Here is a 12,601-nt window from a genome sequence, read left to right as displayed (position 1 = left end):
TTACTCCGCCGCCACCGCTGCCGAGATCCGGCCCGCTTTTTGTGCCTTGATGCGATCCTCGATCTCGCCCCGGAAGTTGCGGATCAGACCCTGGATCGGCCAGGCCGCTGCATCGCCCAACGCACAGATCGTGTGGCCCTCGACCTGTTTGGTCACGTCGAAGAGCATGTCGATCTCTTCCAACTCGGCCTCGCCGCGCACCAGACGGTCCATGACCCGCATCATCCAACCGGTGCCTTCGCGGCAGGGCGTGCACTGACCGCAGCTTTCATGCTTGTAGAATTTCGAGAGCCGCCAGATCGCCTTCACGATGTCCGTCGACTTGTCCATCACGATCACCGCCGCGGTGCCGAGGCCCGAGCCAAGCTCACCGCGCAGGTAATCGAAATCCATCACCGCATCTTTCATCTTCTCGCCGCGCACGACCGGAACGGAGGAACCGCCCGGGATCACGGCCAGCAGATTGTCCCAGCCGCCGCGAATGCCGCCGCAATGGGTCTCGATCAGTTCCTCGAAGGAAATCGACATCGCCTCTTCGACAACGCAGGGTTTGTTGACATGACCGGAGACGGCGAAAAGCTTGGTGCCTTCGTTGTTCTTGCGACCGAAGCTTGCGAACCATTCCGGCCCGCGCCGCAGGATGGTCGGGACCACCGCGATGCTTTCGACGTTGTTCACCGTGGTCGGGCAGCCGTAAAGACCCGCACCCGCCGGGAACGGCGGCTTCATGCGCGGCATCCCCTTCTTGCCTTCCAGCGACTCGAGCAGCGCGGTTTCTTCGCCGCAGATATAAGCGCCCGCGCCGTGGTGCAGATAGAGGTCGAAATCCCAGCCCGACCCGGCCGCGTTCTTGCCCAGAAGGCCCGCGTCATAAGCTTCGTCGATTGCGGCCTGAAGCGCCTCGCGCTCGCGGATATATTCGCCGCGGATGTAGATGTAGCAGGCATGCGCCCCCATCGCGAAGGACGCGATCAGGCAGCCTTCGATCAGCGTATGCGGATCGTGGCGCATGATTTCGCGGTCCTTGCAGGTGCCCGGCTCGGATTCGTCCGCGTTCACGACGAGATAAGCGGGACGCCCGTCGGTTTCCTTCGGCATGAACGACCATTTCAAGCCAGTCGGAAAACCTGCCCCGCCGCGCCCACGCAGGCCGGACGCCTTCATCTGGTCGACGATCCAGTCACGACCCTTTCCGATGATCCCGGCGGTCCCGTCCCAATGGCCGCGCGCCTGGGCGCCTTTCAGCGTCCGGTCGTGCATCCCGTAAAGGTTGGTGAAGATCCGGTCCTGATCCTTCAACATGCCTGTCTATCCTTCATCCTTCCGGCCCGAGAGCCAGATGCGTATCGCCACGACGAGGCCAAAAGCGAAGCCCCCCATCGCAACCAGTCCTATGAGACCGAGGGTGCGGTTGGACCATCCCAACTGCTCCCCGATCCATGTGCCGCCGACTGATACCAGCGCGGAAGCGATGATGACGATGGTGGCCAACCGGCCCTGCCTCGCCCGTGCTTTCTGCGCCTCATCGCTGGTCATTCAGCCGCCGGCCTCACTTGTCTTTGTTGCCCTCGTAGAGACCAGAGGAACTGGCCCGCTTCGAGAACTCTGTTTCCTCGCCCTTGGCGAGCTTGTCGGCCTGCGAGATCCATTCGTCACGCGCGATTCGGCCACGGAAATTCAGCTTGTCGTCCATCTCGGCGACATCCGCATCGGTCCATGCCGCGATCTGCGCATAGGTCGTAATGCCCGCGTCATGCAGCTTCTTCTCGATGCCGGGCCCGACGCCCTTGATGAGCTTGAGATCGTCCGCGCCCGAAGAAGCCACCGGTGCAGCTTTTGCGGCGGATTTGGCAGCGGGTTTCTTGGCTGCCGCTTTCTTCGCCGCAGGCTTTTTCGTCTCGGCGGGCTTTTCGTATTTGTAATCGCCCTTGCGCTCGGCGAGTTCTTTGCTGCCCTTGAGTTCCTTGGACGGCTTCACCTTGCTCGACCCGACCGTTTGCGAAGCCACGTCCTTGGGCGCGTCCTCGGTCTTGGCAGGCGCATCATCCGACTTCGGCTCGGGCGGCACGGCAGCGGCATCCGGGTTGCCCATCGCGGCCGAGGCCGCTGCGGCTTCCGCCTTCGGCGTCGCTTCGGTATCAGCCTTGGCGGCAGGACTGGTCGAGGCGGTCGATGCCGCGCTTGCACTGGACGAGGTCGACGGGGCCGCAGCTTGCGCGGGCACGTCCGAACAGAACAGCTTCATCAGCACGAAAGCGACCGCGACGGCCACCACGATGCCCACGATAATCGCAAGAAACCAGCCGGCCCCCCACAGCAACAAAAGCGCTACGAGGCCCAGAAGTCCCCCGACGATCCAGCAGGTATTCTTGCAGGTGAAAAACCCTGTGTCTTCATTCGCCATATCACCGATCCCTGTTCAGTTGGCTACTAACATCCACGACGAACCAGCGGTCTGATGCCGCCTCGTTCTTTGTCTGGTTCATCGCTTTCATGATCACGTGCTCCCAGATGCCTTAGTAGACATCGCCCTTTTTGACTTTCTTGGAGAATTCCGTTTCTTCACCCGCGGCGAGTTTGGTGGCCTGATCCACCCAATTGTCGCGGCTGACCCGGCCCTTGAACCCTTCGAGGTTCTGGTCGACCCAGGCGATCTCGTCCGACGTCCAATTGGCGATCTGGTCGAAATGATAGAAGCCCATGCCATTGAGCATGGCTTCCAGTTTCGGTCCGACCCCCTTGATCTGCTTGAGATCGTCCGCGCCGGTCTCGCGGGGCGCATCCAGCGTTTCGGGCTTGGTGCCCTGACCCGCCGGTGTCGTTCCGTTCGAGGACCCGCCCGGTTTCTTCGCAGCCCCGGCTTCATTGGTGGCGGCATGTGTTCCGTCAGCCTTGGCGCGCGGCTTGGCGGTCTCGTTCTTGTCGGACATGGCGGCTTCCGCATCGACCGGTTTCGACGTTTTCTTGGCCGACACCGCGACCTTGCGGCCTTTGGGTTTGCCCTGCCACGGCGTGCGCAGCGGCACTTCGGTGCCGTCGATCCGCTTCACGGTGTCGCCGATCTCGACCGCGAGAGCGGCCGAGGCGTTGTATTCCGGTTTACCCGCTTCGTATTCCTTGAGGCTGGTCAGCCCGCCTTCCGGTTCCGCGGCATAGCGGCCGTTTTGCGGTCCCGGAACGGGAACCTCGCCCTTGCCCAGCCGGTCGATCAGATCACCGAAGCTCTCGGTCGTCAGATCCTCGTAATAATCCTTGCCGACCTGCGCCATCGGCGCATTCGAACACGATCCAAGGCACTCGACCTCTTCCCACGAAAACTTGCCGTCATCCGAAAGCTGATGCGGGTTGGGCGCTATCTTTTCCTTTGCGATGGCGACAAGGTCCTCGGCCCCCATGATCATGCAGGACAAGGTGCCGCAAATCTGGAAATGCGCAACGGAACCAACGGGTTGAAGCTGAAACATGAAGTAGAACGTCGCCACTTCGAGCGCCCGGATGTATTCCATCCCGAGCATCTGCGCGATGCCCTCGATCGCCGGACGTGTCAGCCAGCCTTCCTGCTCCTGCGCCCGCCACAGAAGCGGGATGATCGCAGAGGCCTGCCGCCCTTCGGGATATTTGGTGATCTGAGCCTCGGCCCAGGCCAGGTTTTCCGGTGTAAACGCAAAGCTTTCGGGCTGTTCATGGTGCAGACGGCGCAGCATTAGTTTGCTCCCTCAACGCAGTAATTGCAGGCGTTGGGATCGGCCCAAAAGCTTGCAGAGATCAATAGAAGAACCAGCGCACCCATCATGGTGCCGGCCAGAAGGGCGAGCGCAAGGCTGTCCCATTTCCCGTAGACGAAAAGCCCGGCATAGGCCGATGCGAACGGGCCGACCAGAAAGTAAAGGAACTGGAGAAACCCGACGATCACCGATCCACCTCGCCGAACACGATGTCCATGGTGCCGATGATCGCGGCGACATCGGCCAACTGGTGCCCGCCAGCGACGTAATCCATCGACTGAAGATGCAGGTATCCCGGTGCGCGCAGCTTGGCGCGGTAGGGTTTGTTCGTCCCGTCCGAGACAAGATAGACGCCGAACTCGCCCTTGGGCGCCTCGACGCAGGCATAAGCTTCGCCTTCGGGAACGTGGAAGCCCTCGGTGTAGAGCTTGAAGTGATGGATGAGTGCTTCCATCGACGTCTTCATGTCGGCGCGTTTCGGCGGCGTCAGCTTGCCACGGGCGAGCACGTCGCCCTGCCCTTCGGGGGCGCGCAGCTTCTCGATCGCCTGAAGCATGATCTTCACGCTCTCGCGCATCTCCGCCATGCGGACGAGGTAGCGGTCATAGCAGTCACCGTTCTTGCCCACGGCAATCTGGAAGTCGAATTCGTCGTAGCATTCGTAAGGCTGTGCGCGGCGCAAGTCCCAGGCAAGGCCCGAGCCGCGGACCATCACGCCGGAATAGCCCCAGTCGAGAATGTCCTCTTCGTTGATGATCCCGATATCCACGTTGCGCTGCTTGAACACACGGTTTTCGGTGAGCAGCCCGTCGATATCGTCGAGCATCTTGGGAAATTCGTGGCACCACGCCTCAATGTCGTCGATCAGCTTCGGCGGCAGGTCCTGATGCACACCGCCGGGCCGGAAATAGGCCGAGTGAAGGCGCCCACCCGAAGCACGCTCATAGAACACCATGAGCTTTTCGCGCTCCTCGAAGCCCCACAGCGGCGGGGTCAGCGCACCCACGTCCATCGCTTGCGTCGTGACGTTCAGCAGGTGGTTCAGGATGCGACCGATCTCAGAGTAGAGCACGCGGATCAGGCTCGCCCGGCGCGGCACTTCGACCCCGCAGAGCTTCTCGATCACCAGGCACCAGGCGTGTTCCTGGTTCATCGTGCCGACGTAATCAAGCCGGTCGAAATACGGCAGGTTCTGAAGGTAGGTCCGGCTCTCCATGAGCTTTTCCGTGCCCCTGTGCAAAAGCCCGATATGCGGGTCGCAGCGTTCCACGATCTCACCGTCAAGCTCGAGCACCATGCGCAGCACGCCGTGTGCCGCCGGGTGCTGAGGCCCGAAGTTGAGGTTGAAGTTGCGGATCTTCTGTTCGCCCGTCTGGGCGTCTTCGAACCCTTTTCCGCCGTCCATCATGCCGTCACCATTTTCTGGGTCCACTCCTCGGGCAAACCGCCCAGGAAGCGTTCGATGAAATTGTATTGCTGGCGCAGCGCATCCTGCGCGCGCGCCCGCCGGTCGTCGTCGAGCACGGCCGTGCCCGAGACATGCACCTTCTTGTCCGTTTTCGCTTCGACCCGGGAGATCCCGAGGAAGTCGCAGATACGCGCCAGCGCCGCGTTGGAAAACAGTCGCTCAAAGAGTTCCACGTGCAGCCGCCCTGCCCCGAACGCCTGACCAAGCCGGTTGAGCGTCTGACGATAGTTCGATCGCCGCGTCACGATCTCTTCGCCACCGGCGAGAAAATCGTCCATCTTGGCCAATGCCGCCGCTTCGCCGCCAGCGCCTGCGTCCATGCGCAAGTGCGACCAGAGCCGGTCCACCGGCTCCCGCAGAATATAGATCGCGCGGGTGTCGTCATGAACCGCCGCCATTTCCTGCATCCAGTTCACGGGAAGGCTCGCATAGGCAGGGGTGAAATCGCCCACCACCTTCGCGTCCGTGCGGCAAAGCCCCATGTAGTCGCGATATATGCCGTCGTCGCGCGTCGTCCCGTCAAACAGGTCATGCCACCGCTGAATGTCAGCCATGTTCGCTTCCTGATAGGCACGCTGATGCGTCTCGGTGTTCTGCTCATATCGCCCGCGAATGGCCGCGATCCGCCCCGGAAGCTGGTCGCGGAAGAAATCGCCGTGACCGCCGTGCAGGCTATCCCAGTAATGCAATTCCTTCGTCGTCGGGAAATAGCACTCCGGATGCGCATAGAGCGTATCGAAGAGCCAGCTCGTGCCGGCCTTCGCAGCGCCCACGCAATATATGACGGTTTGCGCGCTCACGGGTTCAGCCCTTGGCCTCCCCGCCCTTGCCATCGGCCTTTTCGTCGCCCGGAAGGATGTAGTCGGCCCCTTCCCACGGGCTCATGAAGTCGAACTGACGGTATTCCTGCACAAGGCTGACCGGTTCGTAGACCACGCGCTTCTCGACCTCGTCATACCGCAGCTCGGTATAGCCGGTCGTCGGAAAATCCTTGCGCAGCGGATGGCCGCGGAACCCGTAGTCGGTCAACAGGCGGCGCAGGTCGGGGTGACCCTTGAAGATGATGCCGAACATGTCGAACACCTCGCGCTCGAACCAGTCCGCGGCCTTGTAGACACCGGTGATCGAGGGAACCATCTCGCCTTCGGACACTGCGCATTTCACGCGGATGCGGTGGTTTTGGTACATCGACAGGAAATGATAGACCATGTCGAACCGCTCTTCCCGGCTCGGCCAGTCCACTGCGGTAATGTCCACCAACGTGGTGAAACGGCAGTTCCGGTCGGTCTTCAGGAATTCCATGAAGACCGGCAGGTCCACGGCGCGGATCGTAACGGTCAGTTCGTCGTACGACACCTCCCAGCTTACGACCTCGTCCGGGCGCTTGCTCTCGATGACAGTGCCAAGTTCGTTCAGGGCTTCCGTCATGTCGCTTACCTCGCGATGGTGCCGGTGCGGCGGATTTTGCGTTGCAGTTGCAGGATGCCGTAGAGCAGCGCCTCTGCCGTCGGCGGGCAGCCGGGCACGTAGATGTCCACCGGCACGATCCGGTCGCAGCCACGTACGACACTGTAACTGTAATGATAGTAGCCGCCGCCGTTCGCGCAGGACCCCATCGAGATGACATAACGCGGCTCGGGCATCTGGTCATAAACCTTGCGCAGCGCCGGGGCCATCTTGTTGGTCAGCGTGCCTGCAACGATCATCAGGTCCGACTGGCGCGGGCTGGCCAGCGGCGCGGTCCCGAACCGTTCGAGGTCATAGCGCGGCATCGAGGATTGCATCATCTCGACGGCACAGCAGGCCAGACCGAAGGTCATCCAGTGCAGCGACCCGGTGCGCGCCCAGTTGATGATGTCGTCGGTGGTGGTTAGCAGAAAACCCTTGTCGGCCAGTTGATCCGACATCTCGCGGGTCATGACTTCCTTGTCCGCACCGGCGGTGTTGGCAGACGTCATCACTCCCATTCCAGGGCTCCCTTCTTCCATTCATAAGCGAAGCCGATCGTCAGCACGACGAGGAACACCATCATCGACCAGAACCCGACAAGCCCCACATCCTTGAACGCGACCGCCCAGGGGAACAGGAACGCGATCTCCAGATCGAAGATGATGAACAGGATCGAGACGAGGTAGAACCTCACATCGAATTTCATCCGCGCGTCGTCGAATGCGTTGAAGCCGCACTCATAGGCCGACACCTTTTCGGGATCCGGGTTACGGACCGCGATCACCGCGGCTGCAATCAGGAAAACGGCACCCAGGGCAGTCGCAACGGCGAGAAACACGATGATGGGGAGGTATTCACGGAGAAGGTCGTCCACGTTGGCTCCTTTGCGGGGCTCGCGCCCGCGGCAGTTTAGCTCATTCGGGGTCTACTCCGGTTGCCGGAAAGGGTCAACCAAACCACCCGCCTTTCAACGCACCTATACCAACGCCCTGAACGGACCCGAAAGACCATTGTATACCAAGGTTTACATGGTGTTTTTCGAGGGGCGTCACGGCTGCCCGAAACGCATACTTCTCGCACAGGTTTGAATTTGTTGGCGCGCGGCAAGTCCCGTCACGCGACAGGCACCCGTGATTCCGCCCTCAGCCACCCACCCAGGGCGCGGGGCGCTTGTCGAAAAACGCTTCGATCCCGGCCTGCGCCTCTTCGCCTTCCCAACACGCGACGAGCGCACGGATCGTATCGTCGATGATCTCGTCGGTGATCGGCGGCCCGAGTCGGCGTGCCAGCGCCTTGGCCGCCGACACCGCGCCGGGCGCGCAGGAAAGATATGGTGTGACCTCCCGCTCGACAGCCGCGTCGAGGTCTTCGGCGGGCACCGCCTTCGCGACGATCCCAAGGTCGGCGGCATCGGCCGCGCCGAACACTCTCGCATTCATGAAGACACGCCGCGCCATCGCCTCGCCCAGTCGCGCCAGCACATAGGGGCCGATCGTGGCCGGTATGAGGCCCAGACGCGTCTCCGTCAGTCCGAATTTCGCGTAATCGGCGGCAATGGCTATATCACAGACGCAGGCCATTCCGATCCCGCCGCCAAACGCCTGCCCTTGCACCCTGCCGATCAAAGGCTTGGGCATCTCGTTCAACGCCTTCAGCATCTCGGCGAGTTTGCGCGCTTCGCGAAACCGCGTATCCGGGTCCGCCGCCATCTGATCCCGCATCCAGCCCAGATCGCCGCCGGCGCAAAAGCTCTTGCCCGCGCCGGTCACAACCACGACACGCACTTTCTGGTCCGCGCCCAGCTGCCCAGCAGCCTCGGTCAGCTCCTGAATCATCAGGGCAGAAAGACTGTTGTGCTTATCCTCACGATCGAGCGTAAGCGTCGCCACCCCCCGAGCGTCGGTGTCGATTGAAATCGTATCGAAATCCATTGCAAACCCTCCTGTGTGGGAGCCACACCCCGCCACCGTTTCCATAGCGTCGCGTTCGACCGCTCTACCGCATGTTCCGCGCCATCCGCGCCGCCGCTTCGAGCCGACGAAGGTCGAGCCCCGTCGCATAACCAAGCTCCGCAAGCCGCGCAGCGACCGCTTCGGTGGCCACGTTGCCTTTTGCGCCAGGCGCATAAGGACAGCCTCCAAGCCCGCCGACCGCCGCGTCGAACACACGCACACCCAGACCGAGAGACGCCTCGATGTTGTCGAGCGCCCGCCCCCCTGTGTCGTGATAATGCCCCGCAAGCCGATCCGCAGGCACCTCCGCCAGCACCGCTTCGAGCATTGCCGTGATCGTGCCGGGGTCGCCCTTGCCGATCGTGTCGCCCAGGCTGATCTCGTAACAGCCCATGTCCATCAGCGCTTTCGCAACCTCTGCAACCTTTTCGGGCGGCGTCGGTCCGTCATATGGGCAGTCGGTCACGCAGGACACGTAGCCCCGCACCTTGACGCGCTGTTTCTGTGCCGCCTCGACCACAGGCGCGAACCGCTCGAGGCTCTCCGCAATCGAGCAATTGATATTGGCCCTGCTGAAGCCTTCGCTGGCCGAGCCGAAAATCGCGACCTCATCGGCCTTCGCCGCCATCGCGCGCTCGAAACCTTTCAGGTTCGGCGTCAAGGCCATGTAACTGACCCCGTCCTTGCGGGTGATCCCAGCCAACACCTCGGCCCCATCCGCCATCTGCGGCACCCATTTCGGGCTGACGAAGCTCGCAACTTCGATCCGGGCGAACCCGACCGATGACAACGCATCGACGAGGGCGATCTTTTCCTCGGCCGGGATCAGCCGCGCCTCGTTCTGTAACCCGTCGCGCGGTCCCATCTCGACGAGTTCGACATATTCAGCCATCGGGCACCTCGTAAAAAGCCTTCCGGTAGATCGTATCCGGCCCTTGCGCCGCCATCGCGGTCTGAAACGCCGGACGCGCCGCGAGACGTTCGCCGTAGGCGACGAGCGCCGGAAACTTCTCACGATGGACGTAGTGGAACGCGGCTTCGATTGCGAAACCATACATCACGTCGACACCGGAAAACCCGCTCGACATCATGAATTCCTGCTCGCGCAGCCGTGCTTCGAGCGGCTTCAGCACGGTCGCCAACCGTCGCACTTCGAGCCCTATCACCGTGGGCGACCGCATGGCCGGGTCGGGAAGGAACACCTGTTGCAGGTTCAGGTTCTGGATCAGCCCGGCGACCGTCTCGGCGTAATGCAGGTATTGCAGCCAGTCGGCCCGTTCCGCGTCACCCGGCGCGCGCCAGAAGCTCGTCCCGCGGGTCTCGCAGAGATATTCCACGATTGCCCCGCTTTCGATCATCGTGCGTCCGTCAATCTCCAGCGAAGGCACACGGCCCGCCGGGTTCACCCCGCGGTAGTCCTCCGCCCCAAGGCTTCCATCCCCGATACGGTAATTGACGACCTCGTCGGGTTCGATCCCGATCTCGGCCAGCATCCAGTGCACCCTGAACGACCGGCTGCCCGGAACTGCGTGAAGCCGGATCATGCCGCCACCTCTTCTTCCAACGCGATGAGGGCCGCGCCCGCTTCGACCTGCGCGCCCTCGGTCACGAAACATTCGGCAACCACGCCGTCGCGCGGCGCGACCAGTGTGTGCTCCATCTTCATCGCTTCGAGTACCGCCATTTTCGCCCCCGCCTCGACCCGGTCGCCGGGCGCAACGAAAACCGCCTTCACCAGCCCCGGCATCGGTGCCTCCACCGTGTCACCGCCCGCCGCGGCGCCCGCGAGAACCGCGAGCGGATCGGGTGCGGTAAAGCCAAAGCCTGCGCCAGAGAACACCGTGACCAGATCGCCGACCCGCACGACCCGGGGCGCGCGTCGCCCGTCGATCCGCCAACCCGATCCGTCACGATGCGCCCGGACCTCATGGTCTCCGACGGTGACGCGGGCCGAAGCACCTTCAATCTCAACCCCAACTTCGATCACCTCGCCCTTGCGTTCCAGAAGCACCTGCCGCCTGAGCGGCGCCCAAAGCGTGAACCCGGTCATTTCGCCCGGTTCAGAAAGTCCCGCAGCCTCCAGCGCGGCCATCGCCACGTCGGCGGCCACCGGCTCGGGATCACGTGCCAACTGGTCGATATCCCGGTCGATCAACCCGGTATCCACCTCGCCAGCCGCGAACCCTTCATGGGTCGCGAGCGCCGACAGGAAGGCGAGATTGGTGACGGTCCCGGCGACTTCCGTCTCGCCCAGCGCCGCGACCAGCTTGCCCAGCGCGATGTCGCGGGTCGGGCCATGGGTGACGATCTTGGCGATCATCGGATCGTAATACGGACTGATCGTGTCGCCCGAGCGCACGCCGGTTTCGGCACGGCAGCCGTCCGCGAAAGCCAGATGGGCGAGCCGCCCCGTGGCCGGCAGGAACCCGGCCGGAACATCCTCCGCATAAAGCCGCGCCTCGAAGGCGTGACCGGTGAGCGTGATCTCGTCCTGCGCAAGCGGAAGCCCCTCGCCCGACGCCACCCGCAACTGCCATTCGACAAGGTCGATGCCCGTCACCTCCTCGGTCACAGGATGCTCGACCTGAAGCCGGGTATTCATCTCCATGAACCAGAACCCATCGGGGCGCAGCCCATCCGACCCATCGACGATGAATTCGACCGTTCCGGCCCCGGCATAGCCAATCGCCTCCGCCGCGCGGACCGCCGCCGCCCCCATCGCCTCGCGCATCTCGGGCGTCATGCCCGGCGCGGGCGCTTCCTCGATCACCTTCTGATGTCGGCGTTGAAGCGAACAATCCCGCTCGAACAGGTGGACCGCGCTCTTGCCGTCCCCGAACACCTGCACCTCGATATGGCGCGGGCTGGTGACGAATTTCTCGATCAAAACGTCCGGATTGCCGAAGGCGGTCTTGGCCTCCGACCGCGCCGAGGCCAGCGCATCGGCAAAATCTGCTTCGCGCTCGACCAACCGCATCCCTTTGCCGCCGCCACCCGCGACAGCCTTGATGAGCACCGGGTATCCGATCTTGCCAGCTTCGCCTTTCAACAGGTCATCGCCCTGATCCGACCCGTGATAGCCCGGCACCACCGGCACCCCCGCCTCGTCCATCAGCGCCTTGGCCGCATCCTTCAGCCCCATCGCCCGGATCGCCTTCGCGGACGGCCCTATGAAGACAAGCCCCGCCGCCTCCACCGCCTCGACGAACTCCGGGTTTTCGGACAGGAAGCCGTAGCCGGGATGGATCGCCTGCGCACCGGTCGCGCGGGCCGCGTCTATGATGGCATCGGCGCGCAGGTAACTCTCCGAGGGTTGCGGCCCACCGATATGCACGGCGTCATCCGCCATGGCGACATGGCGCGCGCCCCGGTCGGCATCCGAGAACACCGCGACCGTCTCGACACCCAGTTTCCGCGCCGTGTCGATCACCCGACAGGCGATCTCGCCCCGGTTCGCGATCAGGATTCGATCAAACATGTGGCTTCCTTCCAGTTTGAACGTAGATGCCGTTCCGGTCCTGGCGCTCAGTCGGCACGAACCCGGCGGCACCAAGGTCGGCGGCGTATTCCTGAGGCGTGTCAAGAAACGCCGGATCATGCAATTCACCGCCGATCACCAAGCGTCCTCCCATCTTCAACACACGGTACGCCTCGCCAAACGCCGCCGCCCGGTCATCGAAATGCTCAACCACGTTGATACCGAGCACGACATCGAAAGCATCGCTCTCACAGCCGGTAGTCTCAGCAGGCGCGACGCGAAACTCGCCCTCCGGGCAGGCTGCGCGCGCCAATTCGATCATGCTTGGTGTCGGGTCGATCCCGACCATCCGACCCGCTACCCCTTTGAGGCTCGACAGGGCGACGCCACTGCCGCACCCAAGTTCGAGAACGTCCTCGCCACCCGCGATCTGCGCGGCTTCGATCACGACGAACACGCTCGCATCTTCCCCGTACGTGTCCGCGTAGCGCTGCGCCTGTTCATCGTTCCATGCACCCATCTCGTCCGC

Annotated in this window: 15 protein-coding genes; all 15 read right to left on the bottom strand. The window is 63.0% G+C overall.

Annotation, left to right across the window (positions count from 1 at the left end; genetic code table 11):
- Complete coding sequence (nuoF, locus tag KJP28_RS09225) at positions 1-1,302, bottom strand: NADH-quinone oxidoreductase subunit NuoF (RefSeq protein WP_218392261.1); 1,302 nt, start codon at positions 1,300-1,302, stop codon at positions 1-3.
- A gap of 6 nt (positions 1,303-1,308) precedes the next feature.
- A complete protein-coding gene (locus tag KJP28_RS09220) occupies positions 1,309-1,536 on the bottom strand; it encodes a DUF5337 domain-containing protein (RefSeq protein ID WP_218392260.1) in 228 nt (75 codons plus the stop codon).
- Between the two features lie 13 nt (positions 1,537-1,549).
- Positions 1,550-2,404: a hypothetical protein gene (locus KJP28_RS09215; RefSeq protein ID WP_218392259.1), complete on the bottom strand. Its 855-nt coding sequence runs from the start codon at positions 2,402-2,404 to the stop codon at positions 1,550-1,552.
- A 112-nt stretch (positions 2,405-2,516) separates the two neighbouring features.
- On the bottom strand, positions 2,517-3,704 hold the full coding sequence (locus KJP28_RS09210) for an NADH-quinone oxidoreductase subunit E (protein ID WP_218392258.1): 1,188 nt from the start codon (positions 3,702-3,704) through the stop codon (positions 2,517-2,519).
- On the bottom strand, positions 3,704-3,913 hold the full coding sequence (locus KJP28_RS09205) for a hypothetical protein (RefSeq protein WP_218392257.1): 210 nt from the start codon (positions 3,911-3,913) through the stop codon (positions 3,704-3,706). Before KJP28_RS09205 ends, KJP28_RS09210 begins: the two co-directional genes overlap by 1 nt.
- Positions 3,910-5,130 carry an NADH-quinone oxidoreductase subunit D gene (locus KJP28_RS09200; RefSeq protein WP_218392843.1) on the bottom strand — a complete coding sequence of 407 codons (1,221 nt, stop codon included), beginning with the start codon at positions 5,128-5,130 and terminating at the stop codon, positions 3,910-3,912. The genes KJP28_RS09205 and KJP28_RS09200 overlap by 4 nt, the downstream gene beginning before the upstream one ends.
- Positions 5,130-5,993: a sulfotransferase gene (locus KJP28_RS09195; protein WP_218392256.1), complete on the bottom strand. Its 864-nt coding sequence runs from the start codon at positions 5,991-5,993 to the stop codon at positions 5,130-5,132. Before KJP28_RS09195 ends, KJP28_RS09200 begins: the two co-directional genes overlap by 1 nt.
- 4 nt (positions 5,994-5,997) lie before the next feature.
- Positions 5,998-6,621: an NADH-quinone oxidoreductase subunit C gene (locus KJP28_RS09190; RefSeq protein ID WP_218392255.1), complete on the bottom strand. Its 624-nt coding sequence runs from the start codon at positions 6,619-6,621 to the stop codon at positions 5,998-6,000.
- Positions 6,622-6,626: 5 nt separating this feature from the next.
- Complete coding sequence (locus tag KJP28_RS09185) at positions 6,627-7,160, bottom strand: NuoB/complex I 20 kDa subunit family protein (RefSeq protein WP_218392254.1); 534 nt, start codon at positions 7,158-7,160, stop codon at positions 6,627-6,629.
- Positions 7,151-7,516: an NADH-quinone oxidoreductase subunit A gene (locus tag KJP28_RS09180; RefSeq protein ID WP_218392253.1), complete on the bottom strand. Its 366-nt coding sequence runs from the start codon at positions 7,514-7,516 to the stop codon at positions 7,151-7,153. Before KJP28_RS09180 ends, KJP28_RS09185 begins: the two co-directional genes overlap by 10 nt.
- 268 nt (positions 7,517-7,784) lie before the next feature.
- Positions 7,785-8,573: a crotonase/enoyl-CoA hydratase family protein gene (locus KJP28_RS09175; RefSeq protein WP_218392252.1), complete on the bottom strand. Its 789-nt coding sequence runs from the start codon at positions 8,571-8,573 to the stop codon at positions 7,785-7,787.
- 64 nt (positions 8,574-8,637) lie between these two features.
- Positions 8,638-9,486 carry a hydroxymethylglutaryl-CoA lyase gene (locus KJP28_RS09170; protein ID WP_218392251.1) on the bottom strand — a complete coding sequence of 283 codons (849 nt, stop codon included), beginning with the start codon at positions 9,484-9,486 and terminating at the stop codon, positions 8,638-8,640.
- On the bottom strand, positions 9,479-10,138 hold the full coding sequence (locus KJP28_RS09165) for a glutathione S-transferase family protein (RefSeq protein WP_218392250.1): 660 nt from the start codon (positions 10,136-10,138) through the stop codon (positions 9,479-9,481). Before KJP28_RS09165 ends, KJP28_RS09170 begins: the two co-directional genes overlap by 8 nt.
- Positions 10,135-12,072 carry an ATP-binding protein gene (locus KJP28_RS09160; protein ID WP_218392249.1) on the bottom strand — a complete coding sequence of 646 codons (1,938 nt, stop codon included), beginning with the start codon at positions 12,070-12,072 and terminating at the stop codon, positions 10,135-10,137. The genes KJP28_RS09165 and KJP28_RS09160 overlap by 4 nt, the downstream gene beginning before the upstream one ends.
- Positions 12,065-12,592: a class I SAM-dependent methyltransferase gene (locus KJP28_RS09155; RefSeq protein ID WP_218392248.1), complete on the bottom strand. Its 528-nt coding sequence runs from the start codon at positions 12,590-12,592 to the stop codon at positions 12,065-12,067. The genes KJP28_RS09160 and KJP28_RS09155 overlap by 8 nt, the downstream gene beginning before the upstream one ends.
- Positions 12,593-12,601: the final 9 nt, after the last annotated feature.

This window comes from Maritimibacter dapengensis (genome assembly GCF_019218265.1).
Classification (GTDB): Bacteria; Pseudomonadota; Alphaproteobacteria; order Rhodobacterales; family Rhodobacteraceae; genus Maritimibacter; species Maritimibacter dapengensis.
This window is presented reverse-complemented; position numbering and strand designations above follow the sequence as displayed.